This window comes from Acidobacteriota bacterium (assembly GCA_026393755.1).
Taxonomy (GTDB): Bacteria; Acidobacteriota; Vicinamibacteria; order Vicinamibacterales; family JAKQTR01; genus JBAXOX01.
Map to the genome: position 1 here is coordinate 16,711 of JAPKZO010000019.1, position 24,478 is coordinate 41,188.

Here is a 24,478-nt window from a genome sequence, read left to right on the forward strand (position 1 = left end):
ATCGTCACGTCGCCGGATGACACAAGCAGGCCTGCTGGCCATGCTGGTGGCAGGCGCGGCGCTGCTGGTCTCACCCCTGCATGCCACCGGCGACGGCGTCGCTGGAGCACGGCTGGTCGGCGTGTCGACCCGGGTTGAGGGTCGCGCGACCGCGGTGGTGATCGAGACCAGCGCCCCGGTCGCCTACGTGGCCGCGCAGCCGGATCCCCTCACGCTGCTGGTTGATCTGCGCAATGTTACGACCGGATCATCGCCGTTCGTGGCGAAACCGACCGGAATGCTCGCTGACCTGCGCGTCCAATCCGTGCAGGCCGACGACGGCGCCCCGTTGGCCCGCATCAGGTTGACGCTCGCCAAGCCGGGCAAACCGACCGTGCGCAGCCGGTGGAACACCGTGATCGTCGAGTTCGGCACCCGGCTCGGTGATGCCGCCCTCGCGCCCGCAGTCGCGGGCCCGGATCCGGCGTCCGCCGTACCGCAGAGCGTGGGCTCCGCCCCGTCCTCCCTCGCGCGGGCCGAGACGACTCCCGCAGCGGCCGTCGTGGCGGTCCCCCCGGCCACCGCGCCGGCTCCCTCCCCGATGACACAGGCCGATCCGTCGGCTCAGGGCGCGAAAAAGTACACGGGCCACCTCATCAGCCTCGATTTCCAGCAGGCCGACCTGCGAGCGGTCCTCCGCAGCTTCACAGAAATCAGCGGCCTCAATGTCATCGTCGATCCCAGCATCAATGGGACCGTTGATGTCGTCTTGAAAGAGGTCCCGTGGGATCAGGCGCTCGAATACATCCTCAAGGCCAACAAGCTGGGTTACGCCATCGAGAACAACGTCGTCCGAATCGCGCCGCTCGCCGTGCTGGCCGAGGAGGAAACGGCACGACAGAAGCTGAAGGACGCCCAGGCCATGTCGGGCGAGCTGAAGGTGCTGACCAGGACGTTGAGTTACGCGAAGGCGGCTGATCTGCAGGCGCTGGTGAAGAAGACGCTGACCCAGCGTGGCGACGTTCAGATGGATCCGCGCACCAACACACTGATCATCAGTGACCTGCCGGCGGCGCTCGAGCAGGTGGGGCAGTTGCTCACGACACTGGATCGCCCTGAGCCACAGGTGGAAGTCGAAGCTCGCATCGTCCAGACATCTCGCGACAGCGCCCGGGCCCTCGGCGTCCAGTGGGGCTTGTCGGGCAAGGCCGTGCCGCAGCTGGGCAACACCACGCCGCTGACGTTCCCGAACCAGGTCGCGCTCGAAGGCCGGGGTGGGGATAAGTCGCAGACCGCGCAGGGCGGGACGCTCGCCAACGCCGTCAACCTGGGCGCCGCCGGCGCCACCACGACGCTCGGCTTGGCGATGGGATCGGTCACGGGCGCTTTCAACCTCGACGTGGCGCTTTCCGCGCTGGAGCGGAAGGGCAGTGCCCGCGTGCTCTCGTCACCCCGCGTCATGATGCAGAACAACTACGAAGCCGAGATGACGCAGGGCGTCCAGATCCCAATCCAGACTCAGGCGAACAACACGGTGACCGTCACGTTCAAGGACGCGGCGCTCACGCTGAAAGTCCGGCCGCAGATTACCGCGTCGAACACCGTCATCATGGACGTCAAGCTCGAAAACGCCTCGGCGGACTTCTCGAAAGCCGTCAACGGCATTCCCCCGATCAACACGCAGCGCGCCTGGACGCAGGTGCTTGTCAACGACAACGACACCATTGTCATCGGCGGCATCGTCATCAGCCAGGAGCAGACGCAGAACGACAAGGTGCCGCTCATGGCGCGCATTCCGCTTCTCGGGTGGCTGTTCAAGCGCGACACGTTTTCCGACGAGAACCGTGAGCTTCTGATTTTCATCACGCCGCGGATCCGCCGGTAGCAGGCGGACAAGAGGGCAGGAGAAGGCAATATGCAGCAGAGATGGCACTCCCGACGCGCCGCGTCGCGATGGAAAGCCGGCGGTATCGTCATCCTGACGCTGGCGGCGATCAGCGCGTGCGGGCAGGTGAATTCGACGGGACGCTCGGCGTCGTACCTCATCATGGATTCACTGCAGGGAGCGCCCGGAGGGGGGACCGGTTCCGGCACCTTCTCGAGCACTCTGCCGTCCGATGTGGTGGCGGCTAACGGTGGCATCTACTCGGATCTGGGCGAGGCGACGCTGCGCGTGGAACTGAAGGACGCGTCGTCACCGAGCGGCCCCAGCAATTCGGTGACCGTCACGCGCTACCACGTGTCGTTCCGGCGATCAGACGGCCGGAACACGCAGGGCGTCGACGTCCCCTACGCGTTCGACGGCGCGGCCACTGCGACCATCTCCGCGGGCGGCAGCACGCCGCTGGACTTCGTTCTGGTTCGGGCGCAGGCCAAGGCCGAGTCGCCGCTGATGGGACTGCGCGGTACCGGGGGTGCGATCTTCATCTCGACGCTGGCGGACGTGACCTTCTACGGCCAGGACCAGAACGGCAGACAGGTCTCCGTGACGGGCACCATTTCGGTGAACTTTGCTGATTGGGCCGGCTAGGCGCAACGAGTGGCGCGGGACAGGACAAGCATCGGCCGGAGAGTTTTTGAATTGAGCGCAGCACAGGCTGCATGGGGACGGGGCAGGACCATGACGCGTAGAATCATCGTCTTCGCAATGGGCGCGGCAGTGGCGCTGGCGGGCAGCCTCGGCTGCACAACCAAGATCGATGCACCGCCGTTGACGGGGCCCTCGGAACTTTCGACGTCGATTGCCGTCTACGCCAACCCGGACAGCCTCGCGCGGAACGGGGCCGCCCAGTCGCAGATCACGATTCAGGCCCGCAATGCCAGCAATCAACCCATCCCGAGTCTGACCCTCACCCTTGCCACCAGAGGGCTCGATGCCCTGGGTCGGACGGTCGTCGGCGACGTCGGACAGCTGTCCGCAAGCCAGATGACGACCGGCGGGGATGGGCGGGCCTCGGTGTATTACAACGCGCCCAATACGGCACTCAACACTCTGGTATCGGTGATGATCCTCGTGACACCCGTCGGCGCCGACGCCTCTGGAGCGCTTCCCCGAAGCGTCACCATTCGCCTGACCTCGGCCGCCATCGCCAATCCACCTATCGCCAGCTTCACGTTCCTGCCTGCCGCTCCGATCGGCGACCAGAGCGTGTACTTCAACGCGTCTGCCAGTTCGCCCGGTTCGAGCCCGATCTCGAGCTACTCGTGGGACTTTGGCGATGGTTCGCGAGGTTCAGGCATTGTCCAGAGTCACTCGTTCAACGGCTGTTCGGGCACCGCGTCCAACACCACCAGCGGAATCTTCGTCGTGCGGTTGACCGTGGCCGACTTGTTGGGCTCATCCACGGAATTCGCCACCGTGGTGACCGTGTTGAAGTGCAAGCCGTAGACGAATCGGGATGACCAATCAGGCTCCTATGCGCATCGACGAGCTTCGAGGCCGCCTCCAGAAGGATCCGGCCTCGATTGCTTTTGCGCAGCTCGCCGAGGAATACCGCCGCGCTGGCCGCCTCCGGGAAGCGATCGAGACGTGCCGGACCGGCCTGACCAGGCATCCCGGGTATCTATCCGCCCGCGTCACGCTTGGACGAGCCCTGCTGGACGTGGACCAACTGGATGACGCCTGCCGGGAGCTCTCCGGTGTTCTGAAACAGGCTCCGGAGAATCTCGCCGCGATTCGCGGTCTGGCCGAGGTTCACCGTCGCCGTGGTGAGCTGCCCGAAGCGCTCGAACAGTTCGAGGACGTCATCGCGCTGGGGGGCGGCGACTCGAACACGGAGCAGCTCGTGCGGGACTTGCGCCGCGAGATCGGAGGGCAGGCCACCGCCGCCACACACCACGCGGCATCACCGGATGACGCCAGCGGGCCTGCCACGACGGCAGCCGACCGTACGGATATAGGGCGTGCCCGGCGCGTGTCAGCCTATCTGCATCGCTGGCTTGAGGCAATCATGGCGGATCGGCGTCGCCGGCTCTACCCGGAACATGCCTAATCTGACCGCAGACCTGCTGCAGGACCGCCACGAACGGGTGCGCCGCAGATTTGATGCCGATCGGCTCGATGCGCTGATCGTGACGCACCTGCCCAACGTCAGGTACCTGACCGGGTTCAGCGGCAGTGCGGCAATCGTCGTACTGACGTCAGACGAGCTGATCTTCATCACCGATGGCCGCTACGTCACCGCCGTCCGGGAATCGGTGGCACCTGTCTGCCCGACCCTCCGACTCGTCCCGGTCGATCCGACCTACGACGCCACAGTGGTCAGTCAGATCGCCCACTCCCGCCTGCTCCGGGTTGGTTTTGAATCGGACTACCTGTCCTTTGGCCGGCACCAGTCGATCGTCGCAGCTCTTGACGGACAGACCGTTCGCGGGAGGGCCAGCGTCGAATTCGTGCCGATCGCCCGCCTCGTCGAGGCCGAGCGTCTCTGGAAGGATCCGGCGGAACTGGCGGCTTTCAGGGTGGCGGGCGAACTGCTGGACCGGGTGGCGACCGACGTGCTGGGGGCAATCCGGGAGGGTCAGATCGAGCGGGACATTGCCGCCGGGATTGATTTCAGCCTCAAAATGGGCGGATTTGAGGGGCCGGCCTTCGACACCATCGTGGCGTCCGGACCCAACTCCGCCCTTCCCCATGCGCGGCCTGGCATCAGGCCGCTCAAGCCAGGCGACTTGGTCGTACTGGACTTCGGGGGCGTGTACGACGGATACTGCGTCGATCTGACACGAACGGTCTGTGTGGGCCCGCCGTCGGCTGAGGCCCAGCGTCTCTACGACGCGGTCTTCGAGGCCCAGGCGGCTGCGCTGGCGATAATCCAGCCTGGCGTACGGGTCAGCGAGGTCGATCGGGCGGCCAGGGACGTTCTGGAGAGGCTCGGTCTCGGGTCGGCGTTCGGGCACGCCACCGGGCATGGCCTTGGCCTCGAAATACACGAGGAGCCCCGGGTTGGGCCCCTTCGCGCTGATGTCCCTGGCGTCGCGCCGGTGTCGCGCGACGAGATGCTGGGGCCGGGTGTGGTATTTACCGTCGAGCCGGGCGCCTACGTCGCCGGTCTCGGCGGCGTTCGAATAGAGGATGATGTGGCCGTGGTCGTGGGCGGAGTCGAACTGCTGACCCACGTGTCGCGCAAGCTTCTGGTGGTGTAGAACCATGAATGTCGACGAGATTCGTAGCATCCTCGAGCTGGTGCGTGAGCACGATCTGACCGAGTTCGAGCTCGAGGTGGATGGGACCAAGATCAAGGTCAAGAAGGCGGGCGCCCCACAGGTCGTTCACGTGCAAAGCGGGCCGTCCTACCCGGCACTGCCAGCCGTGGCGGCCGGGGTCGTTCCGCTGGCCGTCGCACGGCCTGCCGAAGCCCGCCCGGCGTCGAGCACCGAACCTGTTGGCGCGGACATGGCCATCGTCAAGTCGCCCATTGTCGGGACCTTTTACCGGGCGCCCGAACCCGGGGCGCCGCCGTTTGTCGAAACTGGCGCACACGTGAAGAAGGGCCAGGTGCTCTGCATCATCGAAGCGATGAAGCTGATGAACGAGATCGAGAGCGACTACGACGGCGAGATCGTCGCCGTGTACGTGGAGAACGCCCAGGCGGTGCAGTACGGAGAACGTCTGTTCGCTGTCAAGGTGAAGTGATGTTCAAGAAGATCCTGATCGCCAATCGTGGTGAGATCGCTCTGCGCGTCATTCTGGCGTGCCGGGAACTGGGCATCAAGACCGTCGCCGTGTATTCGGAAGCCGACGAAGAGACGCTGCATGTCCGGTTTGCCGACCAGGACGTGTGCATCGGCCCGCCCCGAGCCACCGACAGCTATCTGAACGTGCCGGCCATCATCAGCGCAGCCGAGATCACGGGCGCCGACGCGATCCACCCCGGTTACGGGTTCCTGTCCGAAAGCGCGTATCTGGCTGAGGTCTGCGAGGCCTGCCACATCAAGTTCATCGGGCCGAATCCGCAGGTGATCCGCCTGATGGGCGACAAGGCCCGCGCCCGCAGGGCGATGAAGAAGGCGGGCGTGCCCGTGCTTCCGGGGTCGGAGGGGACGCTCGACAGCGAAGATCAGGCCCTGAAGGTCGCCCAGGACATCGGGTATCCCGTCATCATCAAGGCCACCGCCGGGGGCGGCGGCCGCGGCATGCGCGTCGTCGGCACTCCCTCAGAGATGGCCCGGGCCTTCCGGACCGCTTCGCGCGAAGCCGAGGCGGCGTTCGGCGTGCCGGACGTGTACGTCGAGAAGTACCTGGAGCATCCTCGGCACGTCGAATTCCAGATCCTCGGCGATCATGCCGGCAACATCGTGCACCTGGGCGAACGCGAATGCTCCATTCAGCGCCGCCACCAGAAGCTCATCGAGGAATCGCCGTCGCCGGCTCTGACCGCCAAGATGCGCCGGAAGATGGGAGCCCTGGTCGTCGACGCGGCGCGCCGCGTGCAGTACACCAACGCGGGTACGTTCGAATTCCTGCTCGACCGGGAAGGCAAGTTCTACTTCATGGAAGTGAACACGCGGCTCCAGGTCGAACACGGCGTCACCGAACTGGTGACCAACATCGACATCGTCAAAGAGCAGATCCGCATCGCCGCCGGCGAACGGCTGTCGTTCAAGCAGTCCGACATCGTCTTTACCGGGCACGCGATCGAGTGTCGCGTTAATGCCGAATGTCCCGACACGTTCATCCCGTCGCCGGGCACGATCAGGACGTTCAGCATCCCCGGCGGACCTGGGATTCGCGTCGACACGGCCATGTACGCCGAGGCCACCGTGACCCCGTACTATGATTCGATGATTGCCAAGCTGATGGCATACGGCCGGGACCGCGAAGAGGCGATCGCGCGGATGAGGCGGGCGCTCGACATGACCATCGTCGAGGGCATCAAGACGTCCATCGGGCTTCATCGCCGGATTCTGGCGTCCCCGGACTTCGTCGCCGGCAGACTGGATACCGGCTTCATGGAACGATTCCTCGCGGTGACGCCGAAGGCGAACGGCCTGGCCGAAGCGGTGTGAGCGCCCAACCCCGAATCCCGAACCCCGAAACCCGATTCCCGGCCCTCTATGCCATCGTCGATGCCGAGGTCGCGGCGCGTTTCGGATGGACCGTGACCGATCTGGCCGGTGCCTTCATCGATGGCGGCGCTCGGTTGATTCAACTCCGAGCCAAACGCGCATCCGGACGGGACTTCCTGCGATGGGCCGGGGAGGTGGTCGGCCGCGGCCGGTCAGCCGGGGCGCGCATCATCATCAACGACCGCGTCGATGTTGCCGTGATGGCGACCGCTGATGGGGTGCACGTCGGACAAGACGACCTGCCGCCGCGACGAACGCGCGACTGGCTTGGCGCCAGCGCGCTGATCGGGCTCTCGACTTACACCGACAATCAGATCGCAGAGGGTGTGACAGAACCGATCTCGTACCTGGCGGTGGGACCGGTATTTGCCAGCGGCACGAAAGACACCGGCTATCCCGCGGGAGGATTGGATCTGGTGCGACGGGCTGCGCTGGTCCTCGCCGATTACGCCACCGAGACACACACGACCCGACTGCCGTTGGTCGCCATCGGCGGCATCACGCTTGACTCCGCTCCGGACGTAATTGGCGCGGGTGCCGATTCGGTGGCGATTGTCTCCGACCTGTTGTCGACGGGCGATCCCGCCGGCCGGGCGAGGGCCTTTCTGTCCCAGCTGGCATCTCGGTAGGGCACGGCATGCCGTGCCCCTACGATTCCCCCCTGGGATCGCCACGCTCCAGCGTGGCCGGAACCGGGGCCCGTGTGTCTCGTCTGGCGTTCACTTCAAGTCCCTGATCCAGAATCGCGCCTGTCCCGCCAGCCGGTCGCGCCGCGCGCCGGCGAAGGCGGGAATCCCGCCGCCTCTCCATGTATAATGCCCGCACCCTGTCGGTTACGGCGCCTGAGTGTGAGCTCTGGACCCCGGGCGCGTTCGTGTTGCGGAATTGGAGGACCATCTGATGTCGATGTGGTCATGCAAGTCGATGGAGCAGTTGAGGGCCGAGGCGGCCGAGACCGGTGAGCATAGCCTGAAGCGCGTGCTCGGACCCGTCAACCTCATTACCCTTGGCATTGGCGCGATTATCGGGACGGGCATCTTCGTCCTGACCGGGCAGGCGGCCGCGCAGTACGCCGGGCCGGCGATCGTGCTGTCGATGGTGCTGGCCGGAGTGGCCAGTGCGTTGGCGGGCCTGTGCTACGCGGAATTCGCGTCGAGTGTGCCGATCGCGGGCTCGGCGTACACGTACGGTTACGCGACGCTGGGCGAGTTCTTCGCCTGGATCATCGGGTGGGACCTGATCCTCGAATATGCCCTCGGCGCGGCCACGGTGGCTGTCGGCTGGTCGGGCTATGTGGTCAGCTTCCTCCACGATTTCGGCATCCAGTTTCCCGCCGCTCTGAGTGCGGCGCCCGGGACTGTCGTCACGCTCGTGGATGGCACGTCGGTGACGGCGGTCTTCAATCTGCCGGCCGTCCTCATCACGATCGCCGTGACGATGCTCCTGATTGTCGGGATCAAGGAATCCGCCGACGTCAACTCCGTCATCGTCATTATCAAGGTCGCCGTGGTGATCCTGGTCATCATTGCCGGCGCCGCGTTCGTGAACAAGGCGAACTGGACGCCGTTTATCCCGGCCAACACCGGGGAGTTCGGCTACTTCGGGTGGAGTGGCATCGCCCGGGGAGCCGGCGTGATCTTCTTCGCGTACATCGGGTTTGATGCCGTGTCGACGGCCGCGCAGGAAGCGAAGAACCCGCGGCGCGACATGCCGATCGGGATTCTGGGATCACTGGTCATCTGCACGGTGCTCTACATTGCCGTGTCGCTCGTCATGGTCGGCCTCGTGCCCTACACGCAGTTGGGCGTGCCGGCACCGATGGCGGTCGCGATCGACGCCGCGAGGGTGCAGGCGCAGGGGACGGGCTGGGCGTGGTTCATCGACATGCTGCCGTTCATGGTGAAGCTCGGCGCCATTGCCGGCTTGAGCTCGGTGATGGTGGTGATGATGCTCGGCCAGCCGCGCATCTTCTACTCAATGGCCCACGATGGGCTGCTGCCGGCCTGGGCAAAGAAGATCCACCCGCGATTCCGCACGCCGCACATCACGACCATCGTGACGGGCGTCGCCGTGGCGCTCGCCGCGGGGTTCACGAAGATCAGCATCCTGGGCGAACTGGTGAGCGTCGGGACGCTGCTGGCCTTCGTCATCGTGTCGCTCGGGATCATCTTCCTCCGGAAAAACCGGCCCGACGTCATCGCGCCGTTCCGCACGCCGTTCGTGCCGCTGGTGCCGATCCTGTCGGCGCTTGTGTCGCTGGCGCTGATGGCCAGCCTGCCGCTGCCCACCTGGGAGCGGCTGATCGTGTGGATGATCATCGGCATCGCCATCTACTTCGGGTATGGCCGCCGCCACAGCGAGCTGAGCAAGCGGCTCGCGGCCGGCGCCAAGGGCTAGACTGCGGGCGTGTGGTATGTCGAAGGGCGACTGGTTCAGCCGGGTCCGCGGGCCGTGGCTGGCCGTCGCCCTTTTGCTTGCGGTGCTGATCGGCGGGACGATAGGCTACGCGGTTCTCGAAGGCTGGTCCCTGTGGGACGGGTTCTACATGACCGCGACGACCATCACGACGGTCGGGTTCGGGGAAGTGCATCCGCTTACGCGGGCGGGCCAGGTCTTTACGGTCTGCGTGATCGTCGCTGGCGTCGGGACGGCGTTCTACGCGTTCGCGCTGCTGGCGTCACTCGTGGTCGAGGGAGGGCTGCACCAGCGCCTTGAGCGCCGGCGGCGGCAGCGTATGCTCGAACAACTGCGCGATCACTTCATTGTGTGCGGGTACGGCCGGATCGGCAGCACCATCGCCGAGGAATTCCGCCGGCAGCACGTGCCCTTCGTGGTCATCGAACGCGATCCGGAACGCGTGCACGAGGTCATCGAACAGCACGGTCTCGCGGTGCTGGCCGACGCGAGCAGCGATGACGTGCTGAGGCGCGTGGGCATCGACAGGGCACGGGGATTGATCGCCGCGGTCGGGACCGACGCCGAGAACGTGTACGCCGTGATGGCCGCCCGCGACATCCGGCCGGATCTGTACATCATCGGCCGGGCCGAGACCGAGGACGCTGAGCGTAAGCTTCTGCGCGCGGGCGCCAACCGAGTCGTGTCGCCGTACCGGATCGGCGCGCGGGAACTCGCGCAGACGGCGCTCCGCCCTGCCGTTGTCGACTTCTTCGAACTCGCGACTCGATCCGGCAACCTCGAACTCGCCATCGAACAGGTCACCATCGCCGACGACAGCGGGCTGGTCGGCAAGACGATTATGGAGGCCAATGTGCGTCAGCGGTTCGGCCTCATCGTGGTGGGGATCCAGCGCCGGGCCGGACGAATGGAGTTCAACCCTCCGGCGGACGCGGTGATGCAGGCTGGAGACCAGCTGGTCGTGCTCGGCCGCACCGACGGACTTCGCGAACTCGAAGCGGTCGCGGCGCAGGCCGCTTGATTGATCCGGGGAGGAACGTCCACGATGGCCGCGCGCATCCTCGATGGGACCTCGGTCGCTGCCTCGATTCGGGACGAGCTCAGGCCCCGGATCGCGGCCATCACGGCCGCGATGGGTCGGCCGCCAGGCTTGGGCATCGTGCTGGCTGGCCACGATCCGGCTTCCGAGATCTACGTGCGGAACAAGGTGAAAAAGGCCGAGGAGATCGGCCTTCATGCCGAACTGATCCGCGTCGAAGCCGACAGCCCGGTGCAGGACGTCCTCGATGTGGTCGTTCGTCTCAACGGCCGGAACGACATCGACGGGGTCCTGGTCCAGTCGCCGCTCCCGGAGGGCATGGGCGAGGATGCTGAGATCCGCGTCGTTGACGCGATCGATCCGGCGAAGGACGTGGACGGATTTACCACCGTCAATGTCGGGCGGCTCGTGCAGAACCGCGGCGGCCTCGCTGCCTGCACCCCCACCGGCGTCATCGAGATCCTCGAACGCTACGGCGTGCCCATCAAGGGCGCGCACGCAGTCGTCATCGGCCGCAGCGACATCGTGGGAAAGCCGATGGCCCTGATGCTGCTGCACCGCCACGCGACCGTCACGATCTGTCACTCGCGGACGCGCGACCTGCCGGGAATCGCGCGAACGGCCGACATTCTCGTCGCGGCGATTGGCAAGCCGGCGTTTGTGACGCGCGATTTCATCAAGCCTGGCGCCGTCGTCGTCGATGTCGGTACGACGCAGGTGACCGACCCCGCGCTGGTCGAGGCGCTGTTTGCGCCGGAATCGCCGAGGCGTGCGGCATTCACGAGAAACGGATCGCTTGTTGTCGGCGATGTGCATCCTGCCGTCGCTGAGGTGGCCGGCGCGTTGACACCCGTGCCGGGCGGCGTCGGGCCGCTGACGATCGCCCTGCTCCTCGCCAACACCGTGCGGGCCGCCGAGGCTCGCTCAGTCAGGTAGCGCTCGATGCTGCGCGTCGCGATGACCGGCGGAATCGGCACGGGCAAGAGCGCGGTGCTCGTCACCCTGGCCGAACTCAGAGTGCCGGTGCTCGATGCCGATCCGGTCGCACATTCGGTGATGGCCAGGGGCACGGCAGGCGCGGCCGCCGTCCGAATGCGGTTCGGCGAGCGGGTGCTGCTTCCCGACGGCAACATCGACCGCCGCGAGCTCGGTCGGATCGTGTTTGGCGACGATCAGGCGAGGCGGGATCTCGAAGCCATCATCCACCCGGACGTCTACCGGACCATTCAGGCGTGGATGGCCGCACAGGCGGGGCGAGGCAGCGTGATGGCGGTGGCGGAGATCCAGCTGTTGTTCGAGAGTGGCAAAGCCGCCGACTTCGACAGGATTCTCGTTGTGGCCTGCGCGCCGGAGGCCCAGATCCGGCGGGTGATGCGGAGGTCGAAGCTGCCCGAGTCGGAGGTGCGGCAGCGCGTGGCCGCGCAGATCCCGCTCGACGAGAAAATCCAGCGCGCCAGCTATGTCATCTGGACCGATGGCACGCTCGACGATACACGCAACCGGACCACGGAGGTCTGGCGCGCGCTCATGCGGGATGCGGGGGCTTGACTTCCTGCGCCGGTGCGATCCGATCCTCGACAAACGAATCCCACTCGTGACAATGCGGGCACTGCCAGAGCAGTTCGGTGCTCCGGTAGTGGCATCGCTGGCAGACGTGCGGATCCAGATAGAAGACGGACTGCCGCGTGAGCTCGATGTAGCGGGTGACCAGCGACGCATCGAGCCCCAGGGCGACCAGGGTGTGCCAGATGTCCTGATGGACCTTGATGGCGTGGGGGCTGTGTGACAGCGCTTCGAACAGCAGCTCCAGAGCCTCGTGGCCAGAACCGCGTCGAAGCAGGTGTCGAGCCAGCGCCGTGTGCGCACGCCAGTCCTGCGGATTGGCCGCGATCAGCCGCTGGCAGAGCGCCTGGAACCGCGGCGAGTCGGGCTGCGTCAACAGCAGCGACTCGAGACGTTCGAACGCCAGGTACGCGCGCTCCGGCGCCACTTCCGCGACCCGATCCCAGGCGGCCTCGGCAGCGGCGAAGTTCCCATCCGAGAACCGCACGTCACCCAGGCTCAGGTGAGCCGGGATCACCCGCTCATCCAGGTTGATCGCCGACAGAAAGTGCTCAGCCGCCGCGGCGTAGTCGAGCTGCTTGAGTTTGTCGCGGCCCATCTCGTTCTCGAGAAACGCCAGGATCTGCTGGTGACGCGGCTGTTCGGATTCGTCAGTCACGGCGATGAGGCGCTGGCGCACGTCGCGCGCGTCGTGCCACTGGTGCTGCTCTTCGTGCAGCTTCTCGAGGTTCACCAGCGCGTACGGATTCTGCGGATCCAGCCGAAGCACCTCGTGGAACGCCTCGAGGGCGCGATCGACGAAGCCGCCCCGTTTATAGTCCAGGCCGAGACAGAGCAGGATGTACGCGTGCTCGAGATGTGTGAGCTTGGGCCGCTGCAGCAAGGCCTGGTGGATCGTGATCGCCCTGCCCACCTGCCCTTTCTCGCGATGCAGGTTGCCCAGGATCATCTCGATCTCGAGCGCATCCGGCTGCAGGCGGGCCGCCCGGCTCAATTCGTCGATCGCGCGGTCGATCTGGTTGGCGACCAGGAAATTGAGCCCGAGAATGTAGTGGGGCGACTCGCGCGCTTTCCGCCGATCGATCCAGCGGCCCTCACGCAGCTTGTAGCGCTCCCAGGCCTTGCCGGCCGCAAGACCGATGAGCAAAGCGACGAGCGCCGCAAGGAACGTTGTGTAGGATTCCATCAGAACATCTGCGTGCGCCAGAGGTCGTGCAGGTGCAGCACGCCCTCCACTCTGCCATCCGCGTCGACGACCACGAGTGAGGTGATCTTGCTCCGTTCCATCATGGCGAGCGCCTCCACGGCCAGAAGCGACCGCTCGATGGCCACAGGCGCCGCCGTCATCACGTCCGCCGCCCGCCGCTGGAGCAGGCCGCCATCAATCAGGTGACGCCGGATGTCGCCGTCAGTGATGATGCCGGCCAGGCGTCCATCCGCGCTGGTGACGCAGGTCATGCCAAGCCGCTTGCCCGAGATTTCGGCCAGCACAACCGACATCGGCGCGTCCAGCGGCACCACCGGCGTCTGCGCCCCCGTGTGCATCAGCGCCTCGGCCCGCATCAGCCGCTTGCCAAGCCCGCCGCCCGGATGGAGGTACTGGAAATCCTCCTGCCGGAACCCTTTGGCCACCAGCAACACCATCGCGAGCGCGTCGCCCATCGCGAGCGCCGCCGTCGTGCTGGCCGTCGGCGCGAGATTGAGCGGGCAGGCCTCCCCGCTCACTCCGCAGTCGAGCACGATATCCGAGGCGCGCCCGAGCGTCGACACGGGCGACCCGGTCATCGCCACGAGTTTGGCGCCAATCCGGCGGATGGTCTCGAGCAGCCGCAGCAGCTCGGCCGTTTCTCCTGTGTGCGACAGCGCCACGATGACGTCCTGGCTCTGAACCACGCCCAGGTCGCCATGCACGGCCTCTGCCGGATGGAGAAAGAACGCTGGCGTGCCCGTGCTCGTGAAGGTGGCCGCGATCTTCCGCGCGATGATGCCCGACTTGCCCATGCCCGTGAGGATGACTCGGCCCTGGCACTGGTAAAGCAGGGACACGGCCTGCGAGAATCGGTCGTCAACCCGGTCGACCAGGCCGAGCACCGCCGAGGCTTCGATGGTGAGGACCTTGCGCGCCAGATCCAGGTCAATCGTCACGGCCGGCTCCCATCCCACCCGCGGCGCAGCGTGTCGATACCGACCAGCAGGCGGAGTAGCGGTTCCAGCGCGTCAAGCGCCAGCGCATTCTGCGCGTCGCTCTTCGCAGCGGCCGGATGCTCGTGGATCTCGAGAAATACGCCGTCGATGCCCGCGGCCACGCCGGCCGGCGCCAACGTGTCGATATATTGCGCCTGCCCGGCGGTCACGCCGTCGCCGCCGCCCGGCAGTTGCAGGCTGTGCGTGACATCGAACACGACCGGGAACCCGAAGCCCCTGAGGATCGGAAACGATCGCATGTCCACCACCAGATTGTTGTAGCCGAACGACGCGCCGCGTTCGGTCACGACGATCTGACGATTGCCCGTCGACGTAATCTTCTCGATGGCATGCCGCACGTCGTGCGGCGAGAGGAACTGGCCCTTCTTGATGTTGACCGCCTTTCCCGTGCGGGCCGCCGCCAGCAGCAGATCGGTCTGCCGGCACAGGAAGGCGGGAATCTGCAGCACGTCTGCCACCTCCGCCGCCCGCGCCGCCTGCCACGGCTCATGGATGTCGGTCAGCACGGGCACGCCGATCGCGGTCTTGACTGCGGCGAGGACGCGCAGGCCGTCGTCGAGCCCGGGGCCTCGAAACGAGCGCAGCGACGTTCGGTTGGCCTTGTCGAACGACGCCTTGAAAATGTACGGGACGCCGCAGCGGCTGGCGATCGCCGCGATGGCCGAGCCCAGACTGACGGCGTGCGCCTCGCTCTCGATCACGCACGGGCCGCCGACCAGAACCAGCGGACCCCCGCCGCCGATCGTCACGGAACCAAGGTTTACCGGTGTCACGATGGATATTATAGTGCCCTCTTCCGTCATTCCGGCGAAAGCCGGAATCCCCGACTTCGCTCGTTGGGCTTCGTCGAGGTCTCGCCATAGCGCTTCGCGCGGAGGCGGACAGCCGTGTACCTCTCTGGACCCTGGCTTGCGCCAGGGTGACGAGTCCTTCCCTCACACAACTGATTCTGCCCGGCGGGCGTTCACACGCTGCGTCTGGTGCGCGAGGCTCGCCTCAACGAAGCTGGCAAACAGCGGATGCGGGCGCAGCGGTCTCGAGAGGAACTCGGGGTGGAATTGCACCGCCACAAACCACGGGTGATCGGGAAGCTCCAGGATTTCGACAAACTTGCCGTCGGGCGATTTGCCCGAGATGCGCGCGCCGTGGTCCACGAGGATCTGTTCGTACAACCTGTTGAACTCGTAGCGATGCCGATGGCGCTCCGAGATCGTTGTGGTGCCGTAGATACGGTGGGCGAGAGAGCCCGGCACGATCTCGCAGGGGTACTGCCCGAGCCGCATCGTGCCGCCGAGCTCATCGATGCCCAGCAGGTCCCGCAGTTTGTAGATCACTTTGTGCGGGGCCTGCTCGTCGCACTCCGTTGAATCGGCGCCTTCCAGGCCGCACACGGTCCGGGCAAAATCCACAGCCGCCCACTGGAACCCGTAGCAGATCCCGAAATACGGAATGCGGCGTTCGCGACTGATGCGGGCCGCCCGCATCATGCCGCGGGTGCCACGGATGCCGAATCCCCCGGGCACGAGGATGCCATCGGCGTCATCGAGCAGATGTTCGCCGCCGTCACGTTCGAGCGCCTCGGCCTCAACCCAGTGGAACCTGACACGCGCGCGATGGGCGAACCCGCCGTGGTACAGCGCTTCATTGAGGCTCTTGTATGAATCGGTCAGCTCGACGTACTTGCCCACCACGTGGATCGCGATGTCGCGCTCGGGGTGCTTGATCCGGCCGACCAGATCCTCCCACGCGGTCATGTTCTTCTCGGTCTGCGGCAGGTGCAGATACTTCAGCACGATTCGATCGAGCCCCTCGTCGGCAAACGCCAGCGGCACCTCGTAGATGCTGTCCACGTCCCGCGCCGTGATCACGGCCTCTTCGGCGACGTCGCAGAAGAGCGCGATCTTGCGCTTGATGTCGCCCGGCAGGGCGCGGTCCGTGCGGCAGAGCAGAATGTCGGGCTGGATGCCCAGTGACCGGAGGTCGCGCACGCTGTGCTGCGTCGGCTTGGTCTTCAGTTCGCCGGCTGTCCCGATGAAGGGCACGAGCGTCAAGTGGACGTACAGCGTGTTCTCGCGGCCGACATCCTGCCGAAGCTGCCTGATGGCCTCGAGAAAGGGCTGGCTTTCGATGTCGCCGACGGTGCCGCCGATCTCGACGATGACCACGTCAACGTCCTTGGCGACGCCCTCGACGCACTGCTTGATCTCGTTGGTGATGTGCGGAATTACCTGGATCGTGCGTCCCAGATAATCGCCGCGCCGCTCCTTCTGAATCACCGACATGTAGACGCGCCCCGTGGTCCAGTTGTGGTTGCGCGTGGTTCGCGTGTTGGTGAACCGCTCGTAATGCCCCAGATCAAGATCGGCCTCGGCGCCGTCGTCGGTGACATAGACCTCGCCGTGCTGGTACGGGCTCATCGTGCCCGGATCGACGTTGATATACGGATCAAGCTTCTGGAGCGTGACCCGATAGCCATGTCCTTCGAGCAGGCAGCCGATTGAGGCCGCCGCCAGCCCTTTGCCCAGCGACGACACCACGCCGCCGGTGACGAAGATGTACTTGACTGGTGGCCGCTGATTTCGTTCCATGGCGTCTCTCACGTGAGCCGTTCGTCCGCTGCCAGCCGGCGGACGCGCTCGAGATCCTCGGGAGTGTCGACCGAGACGGATTGATAGGGGGTGTGGACAACCTTGATGCGGTAGCCGTGTTCGATCGCCCGCAGCTGCTCCAGCGATTCCGCCTGTTCCAATGGCGTGCGGGGAAGCGCGGCCAGCGCGAGCAGGAATGGGCGGCGGTAGACATACAACCCGATGTGCTTCAGGACCGACGGGCCGAGCGCCGTCTCCTGGCGGCGAAACGGCACCGCGGCTCGGGAAAAATAGATGGCGAAGCCGTGGCCGTCAACCAGCACCTTGACGACATTCGGGTTGGCGAAATCCCGTTCCTGGTCGAGGGAGGCGCCAAGCGTCGCCATCACGATCGACGCATCCGCGATCATGGGCGCGAGGGCCTGCTCGATCGCCTCGGGCGCGAGCAGAGGCTCGTCGCCCTGCGCGTTGACGATGAGGTCGGACTCCAGCTGGCGGGCGACTTCCGCAATCCGGTCCGTGCCGCTCTGGTGGGCTGGACTGGTCATCACCGCCTCGCCGCCGAACGCCCGGACCTCGCCGACGATCCGGTCGTCGTCGGTGGCCACCACGACCCGCGAGACACCATGGGCCGCCGCCGCCCTCCGGTACACGCGTTCGATCATCGTCTGACCGCCGATGTCGGCCAGCGGCTTGCCGGGAAGCCGGGTGGAAGCGTAGCGGGCCGGGATGATGACCGAAACCTGCGGATTGGCGTGGGGCGGGGCAGCGTCGCGGGGCGCCGAAGGGTGCACGGCGAATCATAGCATGAGGAGCGCGCACGGTCGGCGGTTCGCCGCCCTGCCTGGCGCCGATTGACGTCGTGGATGCCGTGGGGCTTGCGATATAATCACTCGCTGTCGAGTTGTGTGGACATACACAGGCTTTGGCCCGCCCCCCGGGAAGGACTCGTACGATGCTCAAGAAGATCGGACTCATCGGCGGCGGAAATATCGGCGGCGTGCTGGCTCAGGAACTGTTCCAGCGCAGGTTGGCGGCGACGGTGGCGCTCGTGGACGTCAAAGGTCCCGACGTTGCCAAGGGCAAGTGTCTCGATATCGCGGAAGGCACGCCCATGATCGACAGCGACGTGAAGTTCGTCGCGGGCAAGGAATATGACGTCCTGCAGGACGCCGACCTCATCGTCAATACGGCCGGTGTGCCGCGCTCCGTCCGGCCCGATGGAACCTACCCCAGCCGGGAAGAGCTGCTCGCCGTCAACCTGCAGATTACCGATGCGGTCGCCGAGGCCGTCAGGAAGTTCTGCCCGAACGCCATCGTCATCTCGATCGCCAATCCGCTCGATGCGATCGTGTTCAGGCTGAACCAGAAGCTGAACCCTCCCAAGCACAAGCTGATGGGCATGGCCGGGGCGCTGGATTCGGCGCGCTATCGCTACTTCGTGGCGCAGGCCGCGGGCGTGTCGGTCGAGAGCGTCGAGGCGCTGGTGCTCGGCGGCCACGGCGACGACATGGTGCCCATCCGGAGTTGCTGCCGCGTGGGCGGGATGCCGGTGGAGAAGTTCGTGGACGAGAAGACCCTGAGCGCGATCGAGGCCCGCACGCGCAAGGCGGGCGGCGAAATCGTCGGACTGATTGGCGTCTCGGCGTTCTGGTCACCCGCAATCGCCGCCATGGAGATGGTGGAAGCGATTGTCTACGACAAGAAGAAAATTGTCGCCTCCTGCGTGCTGCTCGAGGGCGAGTACGGCGTCAAGGGCCTGTTTGTGGGCGTACCGGTCGTTCTGGGCAGAAACGGCGTCGAGAAGATCATCGAACTCGATTTGACCGAGGCCGAGAAAGCCGCGTTCGCGAAGTCGGTCGAGGCCGTCAAGAAGACCGCCAACGAGGTCCTGGCAGCGAAGTAGCACGGGCCTCTCGGAAACGCTCGCATATCATGACGCCCGGGCGAACCGTTCGGTTCCCCGGGCGTCGGCGTGTCGAGAATGATCACTCCCGGAGTGATTGTCTTGCCGCCGCCTGCCCGTGCTTGAGAAACGTCCCGTTCTGGTACTCCTCGAATGCCGTCCGTAACTCGTCCTGCGTGTTCATTACGATCGGGCCGCGCCATGCCACCGGTTCCTGCAGCGGCGCGCCAGACACGAGCAGAAAGCGGACTCCCTGGTCTCCTGCCCGCACAGCCACCTCATCGCCGGAATCGAACAGCACGAGCGAACGGTTGTCGGCGAACTCGATGCCGCCCGGCGCCTGCCGGCCAACTCGTTCGGTCGGAACTGGCTGCGGTTCTGACGCGTGCCCGAAGCGGCCAGATCCTTCGAAGACGTACGCGAAGGCATGGCGCGTTGTTTCGACCGCCAGCCGGCGATCCAGTCCTGGGGGCACCCACACATCGAGATACTGCGGCTCGGCCGCCACGCGATCGACGGGCCCGCTCACGCCCCGGAAGGTGCCGCACACCACTCTCACGCGCGTGCCATCGTCGTCGGTCACCTCAGGGATCTGATTCGCCCTGATGTCCTGATACCGCGGGGCGGTCATCTTCAGAGACGACGGGAGATTTGCCCAGAGCTGAAACCCGTGCATCCGGCCCTGCACGTCGCCGCGCGGCATCTCCTGATGAATGATGCCGCTGCCGGCCGTCATCCACTGGACGTCGCCGGGGCCGAGCGAACCTTTGTTGCCAAGGCTGTCGCCATGTTCAACCGCACCCGCGAGCACGTAGGTGATGGTCTCGATGCCACGGTGGGGATGCCAGGGAAACCCCGCCAGGTAGTCGTCCGGATCGTCGCCTCGAAAGTCGTCGAACAGGAGGAAAGGGTCGTACGTCTCGGTGTCGCCAAACCCGAAGCCGCGCCGCAGACGCACGCCGGCTCCTTCAATCGTCGGCCTGGACTTCATGAGCCGCTTGATTGGTCGAATTGACATGTCTGCTCCCGCAAATCCGGACCCACCCGCCCACCGCCACCCCCGCACTATTCGGACGCGATCCCCCGCCGATCGGATCCCTGGCAGAGAACAATCACTCCCGGAGTAATTAGGGACTGGGTAATCACTCCCGGAGTAATTACAAAACTGTAATCACTCCGGGAGTAATTAGCGACCGGCCAATCACTCCGGGAGTAATTACAAAACTGTAATCACTCCGGGAGTGGCCATCTCGCCGGCCCAGGGGCGGGCTCGGGCGGTCGGCTACTCGGGCGCTGCAATCGGGCCGGGCCCATGGTGGGCTGGCCGGCGCATGAGGAGAATCAGCGGGAGCAGGGCGATGAACACCAGTCCCATTATCCAGAAGATGTCGATAAACGCCATCATGGCCGCTTGCCGCTGCACCATCCCGAACGCGGCGCCGTAGCTCCGTTGGACGGCCGTCGCGGCGTCGGATCCACGCGCGACAAACGCGGATGTCAGGCCCGCGAGAAACTGCTGCGAGCCCACATCGTAGCCAGTGACGTGCGCGACCAGCACGCTGGTGTGCGTCTGGCGCTGGCGGGCCAGCAGCGTCTGCACGACGGCGATACCCACGCCCCCGCCGATGTTCCGCATCAGGTTGAACAGGCTGGTCGCGTTGCCCATGTGTTCGCGCGAGATGCGATCCATCGACACCGTCGCCAGCGGCGTGAACAGCATGCCGAGACCCACGCCCTGGAACACCTGTGGCCAGAAAATGTCCCAATAGCCGACGTCCATGTTCAACTGGCCCAGCCAGAAGAACGTGACGCCGGTCAGGATGAACCCCGCGGCCAGGATCTTCCGCGGGTCAAGACGGCCGATCAGGATGCCCACAAACGGCATCACCAGCAGCGTGCCGACACCCCGAGGAGCCATGGCGTTGCCGGCGGCCACCGCCGAATAGCCGAGCAGCGTCTGCAACATCACCGGCATGATGACCAGGCTGCCGTAGAGGACGAATCCGAGCAGCGTCATCAGCAGCACGCCGGCCGTGAATGTGCGCTCCTTGAAAATCCGGAAGTCGACGACGGGGTTGGAGACCAGCAGTTCGCGGATGATCAGGCCGATCAACCCCGCTGCTGCGACGACCAGCAGCACGACGATCCAACTCGAGGAGAGCCAATCCTCCTTCTGGCCTTGATCGAGCGCGATCTGAAGCGCCGCGATCCCGATCCCGAGCAGCGTCAGGCCCCACCAGTCCACGCGCGACGACAGCCGGCGGATGTACGGCGGGTCGAAGATAAACGCCTCGACCATGAAGAAGGCCGCAACGCCAACCGGCACGTTGATATAGAAGACCCATCGCCAGCTGAGATTCTCGGTGAGCCATCCGCCAAGCAGCGGTCCCAGAATCGGCGCGACGACGATGCCGATCCCCCAGAAGGCCATGGCTTGTCCGCGCTTCCGGGGGGGGAACGCCTCCAGCATGATGGCCTGTGACAACGGCTGCATCACGCCGCCGGTCGCTCCCTGGATGATGCGGCAGGCAATCAGGAAGCCGAGCGACTGCGCGAGCCCACAGAGCACCGACGTGACCGTGAAGCCGACCACCGACAGCAGCAGCAGCCGCTTGCGCCCGAAGAAGCTGGCCAGCCAGCCCGTGATGGGCAGGATCACGGCGTTGGCGGCCAGGTACGTCGTCAGCGCCCAGGTGGATTCCTCAATGCTGGCCGACAGACTGCCCGCGATGTGGGGCAGCGACACGTTGACGACCGTGCTGTCGAGCACGACCATGAACGTGCCGGCCATCACCGCCAATGCCTGGAGCCAGGGATGGACATCGCCGCCGTCGCCGCTGGAGCCGGCGCCACCCTGGAACGACGCAGTCGGGGAATCGACGCTCATCGGGGTCAGCGCTTCGACTCGCGGTTACGGTTGCGCATCGTGTGAGGCGATCCTGTCATAAACGCTCGCTCAGCACTGAGTCCTGAGGGAATATGTTCGACGCCCACGTCATGCATCGAACGATTCAGCGAGTCAAGATCGTTGCGGTGACCGACATGCCCGGTCGCAGCACGCGATCGGGCGTGGGGGGCTGGTCGAGCAGAATCTTTACCGGAATTCGCTGCACGACCTTGACGAAATTGCCCGTGGCATTCTCGGGAGGCAGCAGGCTGAACCTGGCGCCCGTCGCCGCCGAAAGGCTGTCCACCTTGGCGGGGAAATCCTGGCCGTACATGTCGACGTGAATGATTGCGCGCTGACCGGGCCGAACATCGTTTAGCTGCGTTTCCTTGAAGTTGGCCATGATCCAGATGTCGTCAAGCGCCACCACCGCGCACAGCGGCTGGCCGGCCTGGATCACCTGACCCGGTTCAACCGACTTCTTGCTCACGTAGCCTCGAACCGGCGCCTTCACTTGGGTGTACTGGAGGTTGAACTCGGCCTGGTGCAGCGCGGCCGTCGCCTGGGCCACGCGAGCCTCGGCCGACGCGGCGCGCGCCTTGATGACCGTGACTTGCTCCGGAGCCGTCTGGGCGGTGCGCAAGTCGGCCTGAACCTGCTGGGTCTGCTGAAGCGCCTGCGCCCGGCGCCCTTCGGCAGCCAGGACAGCCTGTTCGGCGTCGGCCAGAGCGGCCATGGCGGCCTCCGTGTTGGCCGCCGCGGCTTCGGCAGCGGTTGCGGCCAGGTCGAACTGCTGTTGCGATATCTCGTCCTTCGCGACGAGCGGCTTCATGCGCTCCAGGTCCTTGGCGGCGCGAGCCTGATTCGCTCGGGCTTCCCGCACTCTGGCCTGGGCGGACGCCCGTCGCGCCCGCGCCGACTCGATGTCCTTTCCGGCGATGTCAATGCCGGTCTGCGAGCGCTCCACGGCCGTCCGCGCCGTGGTCAACTGACTCGACGTTGTCGTCATCGTGATGGGGACACCCGATCGCGCGGCATCAAGCGCGGCCGTCGCATCCGCAAGATCCGCCTGCGCGCGCGCCAGGGCGACCTCGTAATCACGCGAGTCGATCGTGACGAGGACCGCGCCGGCTTCCACCAACTGGTTCTCGTGAATGTTGACGGCGAGCACCGTGCCGCCAACCCTCGCCGCGAGCGGCGTGATGTGTCCGTCGACCTGGGCATTGTCGGTGGATTCCCGTCCGCTGTAGTACCAGAACGCCAGGATGCCCACCAGCGCGCCGACCACGACGACCCCGATCACGGCGGCCCGCGCCCGGGGATTCTCATTCATGAACGCCATTACTGCTGTCCTCCAAGAAAGCGCTCCACCGACGCTTCCGCAATCCCAAGGGCGCGCGCGAGAGCGCCTTTGGCGAGACTGTGCGCGAACTGGCTCGAAATCAGGTTGTCGCTGGCTGTCGCGACCGCTTCCTGGGCCTGCACCACCTCGACATGACTGGCAATACCGGCCGAGAACCGATCCTGGGCTTGTGTCAGTTGCAGGGCCGCCAGTTCGGACGCCCCCTGGGCGACCTTGACGCGCTGGCCGGCGGCGTCAACGTCGAGCAGGGCAGCGCGGACCTCATACTCGATGCGCGCCGCCAGATCCGCGAGTTGCGCCCGTTCCTGCCGTAACGATGCCGTCGCCGCCAGAATGCGGCTTCGTTCTCGGCCCGCCTGGAAGATCGGGACGGAGATCGACGCGACTAGAGAATAGGTCCGCAGCGCCGACCCCCACTGCTGGCCGATATTGCCGACATCGGCGGCGAGACCCAGCGTTGGAAGCAGACTGCCATAAGCGGCCTGGCGCGAGAACTCGGCCGCCTTCAGCAGCTCCACTGCGCTCTTGTAGTCGGCACGTGCCGCCATGGCTCTCGAGATCGCCTCGGTCGGAGACAGATTGTCGAGTGCGGCGTAGGGAAATCGATCAGACAGATCGTACTCCTGCCGGAGAGGGAGCCCGATGGCGCGCGCAAGCTGCAACTTCTGTTTCGCGAACTCGTTCTCGAAATAGATCACGCGCTGACGCTGGTTCTCCACTTGCACCTGCGCCCGAATCGTCTCGACGCCGGCGGCCATGCCGGCCTGTTTCAGCGCGACGGCCCGGTCGTAGAGCGCCTGGGCGGTGCTCAACTGCGCCCGCGCGGCTTCGATTCGGCTCTGGGTCGAGACCAGTTGCAGGTACATTCCCGCGACCACGACGACGACCTGGTCGCGTACGTCCTGGTTGGCGTAGGCGGCGGCCGCCTTGATGGCGTTGCCGCTGCGGGCAGATTCGATCGCGCCGTAACTGAACAACGTCTGCGTCACTGACAGCCGGCGATCCGAAATATCGAACGGCCCGACAATCGGGGATTGACCAGGCGCGACCGGAATCCCAAACGCTTCCAGGTTGATCTGTTCGGTGGCCTGCATCAGGGAGGCCGACACCGTCGGCAGCAGTCCGCTCCAGGCCGCCCACCTGGCGGCATCTGCCGACTTGACGCGCTGCTCGCCCAGGACAGCGGCGAGATTGTGCGCGAGGCCTCGCGCGAGCGCGTCGTGCAGCGAGAGCCGCATGCGTCCGGGAGCGACCGCTCCGGTCGGGACGCCGCCGGCCAGCGGAGAAGCGCCGAGCCCGGCAGCGATGCTCGCGGGCGAGATCGCGGCCAGGCTGGCGCCGGTATCGCGCGGAGCCTCGGGCGGACCGGTCTGGGCCGCGGCCGGTGTCACCAGCGCAAACAGCGACCACGTCGCCGGAAGAATCACGCGGAACAGACGAGTCATAGGTGGGTACTCCCTCAAAC

At 65.8% G+C, this 24,478-nt stretch carries 22 protein-coding genes; 13 read left to right on the forward strand and 9 right to left on the reverse strand.

Annotated features, from left to right (window positions below; all coding sequences use genetic code 11):
* Positions 1–16: 16 nt before the first annotated feature.
* The 12 genes from pilQ to coaE all read left to right on the forward strand — a co-directional run bounded on the left by pilQ (position 17) and on the right by coaE (position 12,049).
* On the forward strand, positions 17–1,864 hold the full coding sequence (pilQ, locus tag NTV05_07125; GenBank protein MCX6544173.1) for a type IV pilus secretin PilQ: 1,848 nt from the start codon (positions 17–19) through the stop codon (positions 1,862–1,864).
* A 30-nt stretch (positions 1,865–1,894) separates the two neighbouring features.
* Positions 1,895–2,509, forward strand: a complete 615-nt coding sequence (locus tag NTV05_07130; GenBank protein ID MCX6544174.1) for a hypothetical protein — start codon at positions 1,895–1,897, stop codon at positions 2,507–2,509.
* Between the two features lie 90 nt (positions 2,510–2,599).
* On the forward strand, positions 2,600–3,367 hold the full coding sequence (locus NTV05_07135) for a PKD domain-containing protein (protein MCX6544175.1): 768 nt from the start codon (positions 2,600–2,602) through the stop codon (positions 3,365–3,367).
* Positions 3,368–3,395: 28 nt separating this feature from the next.
* Complete coding sequence (locus NTV05_07140) at positions 3,396–3,971, forward strand: tetratricopeptide repeat protein (GenBank protein MCX6544176.1); 576 nt, start codon at positions 3,396–3,398, stop codon at positions 3,969–3,971.
* Positions 3,964–5,124 (forward strand): Xaa-Pro peptidase family protein, encoded by a 1,161-nt coding sequence (locus NTV05_07145; GenBank protein MCX6544177.1) that lies wholly within the window; start codon positions 3,964–3,966, stop codon positions 5,122–5,124. Before NTV05_07140 ends, NTV05_07145 begins: the two co-directional genes overlap by 8 nt.
* A gap of 4 nt (positions 5,125–5,128) precedes the next feature.
* Positions 5,129–5,614 (forward strand): acetyl-CoA carboxylase biotin carboxyl carrier protein, encoded by a 486-nt coding sequence (gene accB, locus NTV05_07150; protein ID MCX6544178.1) that lies wholly within the window; start codon positions 5,129–5,131, stop codon positions 5,612–5,614.
* Positions 5,614–6,987 carry an acetyl-CoA carboxylase biotin carboxylase subunit gene (gene accC / locus NTV05_07155; GenBank protein MCX6544179.1) on the forward strand — a complete coding sequence of 458 codons (1,374 nt, stop codon included), beginning with the start codon at positions 5,614–5,616 and terminating at the stop codon, positions 6,985–6,987. Before accB ends, accC begins: the two co-directional genes overlap by 1 nt.
* Complete coding sequence (gene thiE / locus NTV05_07160; GenBank protein ID MCX6544180.1) at positions 6,984–7,676, forward strand: thiamine phosphate synthase; 693 nt, start codon at positions 6,984–6,986, stop codon at positions 7,674–7,676. Before accC ends, thiE begins: the two co-directional genes overlap by 4 nt.
* 271 nt (positions 7,677–7,947) lie before the next feature.
* Positions 7,948–9,444 carry an amino acid permease gene (locus NTV05_07165; protein ID MCX6544181.1) on the forward strand — a complete coding sequence of 499 codons (1,497 nt, stop codon included), beginning with the start codon at positions 7,948–7,950 and terminating at the stop codon, positions 9,442–9,444.
* Positions 9,445–9,460: 16 nt separating this feature from the next.
* Entirely contained in the window at positions 9,461–10,483 is a 1,023-nt protein-coding gene (locus NTV05_07170) for a potassium channel protein (protein MCX6544182.1), read from the forward strand.
* A gap of 24 nt (positions 10,484–10,507) precedes the next feature.
* Entirely contained in the window at positions 10,508–11,437 is a 930-nt protein-coding gene (locus NTV05_07175; GenBank protein ID MCX6544183.1) for a bifunctional 5,10-methylenetetrahydrofolate dehydrogenase/5,10-methenyltetrahydrofolate cyclohydrolase, read from the forward strand.
* Between the two features lie 6 nt (positions 11,438–11,443).
* On the forward strand, positions 11,444–12,049 hold the full coding sequence (gene coaE, locus NTV05_07180) for a dephospho-CoA kinase (protein MCX6544184.1): 606 nt from the start codon (positions 11,444–11,446) through the stop codon (positions 12,047–12,049).
* Here coaE and NTV05_07185 read toward each other — a convergent pair.
* The 5 genes from NTV05_07185 to kdsB form a co-directional block, all read right to left on the reverse strand.
* Complete coding sequence (locus tag NTV05_07185) at positions 12,027–13,250, reverse strand: tetratricopeptide repeat protein (protein MCX6544185.1); 1,224 nt, start codon at positions 13,248–13,250, stop codon at positions 12,027–12,029. The genes coaE and NTV05_07185 overlap by 23 nt on opposite strands.
* Positions 13,250–14,209 carry a KpsF/GutQ family sugar-phosphate isomerase gene (locus NTV05_07190; protein MCX6544186.1) on the reverse strand — a complete coding sequence of 320 codons (960 nt, stop codon included), beginning with the start codon at positions 14,207–14,209 and terminating at the stop codon, positions 13,250–13,252. The genes NTV05_07185 and NTV05_07190 overlap by 1 nt, the downstream gene beginning before the upstream one ends.
* Positions 14,206–15,042: a 3-deoxy-8-phosphooctulonate synthase gene (gene kdsA, locus NTV05_07195; GenBank protein ID MCX6544187.1), complete on the reverse strand. Its 837-nt coding sequence runs from the start codon at positions 15,040–15,042 to the stop codon at positions 14,206–14,208. Before kdsA ends, NTV05_07190 begins: the two co-directional genes overlap by 4 nt.
* 162 nt (positions 15,043–15,204) lie before the next feature.
* Positions 15,205–16,857: a CTP synthase gene (locus NTV05_07200; protein ID MCX6544188.1), complete on the reverse strand. Its 1,653-nt coding sequence runs from the start codon at positions 16,855–16,857 to the stop codon at positions 15,205–15,207.
* An 8-nt stretch (positions 16,858–16,865) separates the two neighbouring features.
* Complete coding sequence (gene kdsB / locus NTV05_07205; protein MCX6544189.1) at positions 16,866–17,651, reverse strand: 3-deoxy-manno-octulosonate cytidylyltransferase; 786 nt, start codon at positions 17,649–17,651, stop codon at positions 16,866–16,868.
* A gap of 161 nt (positions 17,652–17,812) precedes the next feature.
* Between kdsB and NTV05_07210 the strand changes: the two genes are divergently transcribed.
* Positions 17,813–18,763, forward strand: a complete 951-nt coding sequence (locus tag NTV05_07210) for a malate dehydrogenase (GenBank protein ID MCX6544190.1) — start codon at positions 17,813–17,815, stop codon at positions 18,761–18,763.
* Between the two features lie 82 nt (positions 18,764–18,845).
* Here NTV05_07210 and NTV05_07215 read toward each other — a convergent pair whose 3' ends face one another.
* From NTV05_07215 to NTV05_07230, 4 genes are all read right to left on the reverse strand, one after another.
* Positions 18,846–19,781: a pirin family protein gene (locus tag NTV05_07215; protein ID MCX6544191.1), complete on the reverse strand. Its 936-nt coding sequence runs from the start codon at positions 19,779–19,781 to the stop codon at positions 18,846–18,848.
* A 264-nt stretch (positions 19,782–20,045) separates the two neighbouring features.
* Entirely contained in the window at positions 20,046–21,650 is a 1,605-nt protein-coding gene (locus NTV05_07220; protein ID MCX6544192.1) for a DHA2 family efflux MFS transporter permease subunit, read from the reverse strand.
* Positions 21,651–21,774: 124 nt separating this feature from the next.
* Complete coding sequence (locus NTV05_07225; GenBank protein MCX6544193.1) at positions 21,775–22,992, reverse strand: HlyD family secretion protein; 1,218 nt, start codon at positions 22,990–22,992, stop codon at positions 21,775–21,777.
* Positions 22,992–24,458 (reverse strand): TolC family protein, encoded by a 1,467-nt coding sequence (locus tag NTV05_07230; GenBank protein MCX6544194.1) that lies wholly within the window; start codon positions 24,456–24,458, stop codon positions 22,992–22,994. The genes NTV05_07225 and NTV05_07230 overlap by 1 nt, the downstream gene beginning before the upstream one ends.
* Positions 24,459–24,478 lie beyond the last annotated feature (20 nt).

Coding starts and splice junctions, on each gene's coding strand:
- NTV05_07175 (MCX6544183.1), top strand. CDS start 10,508: ATGGCCGCGCGCATCCTCGATGGGACCTCGGTCGCTGCCTCGATTCGG.
- NTV05_07210 (MCX6544190.1), top strand. CDS start 17,813: ATGCTCAAGAAGATCGGACTCATCGGCGGCGGAAATATCGGCGGCGTG.
- NTV05_07130 (MCX6544174.1), top strand. CDS start 1,895: ATGCAGCAGAGATGGCACTCCCGACGCGCCGCGTCGCGATGGAAAGCC.
- NTV05_07145 (MCX6544177.1), top strand. CDS start 3,964: ATGCCTAATCTGACCGCAGACCTGCTGCAGGACCGCCACGAACGGGTG.
- NTV05_07220 (MCX6544192.1), bottom strand. CDS start 21,650: ATGAGCGTCGATTCCCCGACTGCGTCGTTCCAGGGTGGCGCCGGCTCC.
- NTV05_07215 (MCX6544191.1), bottom strand. CDS start 19,781: ATGTCAATTCGACCAATCAAGCGGCTCATGAAGTCCAGGCCGACGATT.
- accB (MCX6544178.1), top strand. CDS start 5,129: ATGAATGTCGACGAGATTCGTAGCATCCTCGAGCTGGTGCGTGAGCAC.
- NTV05_07230 (MCX6544194.1), bottom strand. CDS start 24,458: ATGACTCGTCTGTTCCGCGTGATTCTTCCGGCGACGTGGTCGCTGTTT.
- NTV05_07140 (MCX6544176.1), top strand. CDS start 3,396: ATGCGCATCGACGAGCTTCGAGGCCGCCTCCAGAAGGATCCGGCCTCG.
- coaE (MCX6544184.1), top strand. CDS start 11,444: ATGCTGCGCGTCGCGATGACCGGCGGAATCGGCACGGGCAAGAGCGCG.
- accC (MCX6544179.1), top strand. CDS start 5,614: ATGTTCAAGAAGATCCTGATCGCCAATCGTGGTGAGATCGCTCTGCGC.
- NTV05_07170 (MCX6544182.1), top strand. CDS start 9,461: ATGTCGAAGGGCGACTGGTTCAGCCGGGTCCGCGGGCCGTGGCTGGCC.
- NTV05_07165 (MCX6544181.1), top strand. CDS start 7,948: ATGTCGATGTGGTCATGCAAGTCGATGGAGCAGTTGAGGGCCGAGGCG.
- NTV05_07185 (MCX6544185.1), bottom strand. CDS start 13,250: ATGGAATCCTACACAACGTTCCTTGCGGCGCTCGTCGCTTTGCTCATC.
- NTV05_07135 (MCX6544175.1), top strand. CDS start 2,600: ATGACGCGTAGAATCATCGTCTTCGCAATGGGCGCGGCAGTGGCGCTG.
- pilQ (MCX6544173.1), top strand. CDS start 17: ATGACACAAGCAGGCCTGCTGGCCATGCTGGTGGCAGGCGCGGCGCTG.
- NTV05_07200 (MCX6544188.1), bottom strand. CDS start 16,857: ATGGAACGAAATCAGCGGCCACCAGTCAAGTACATCTTCGTCACCGGC.
- NTV05_07225 (MCX6544193.1), bottom strand. CDS start 22,992: ATGGCGTTCATGAATGAGAATCCCCGGGCGCGGGCCGCCGTGATCGGG.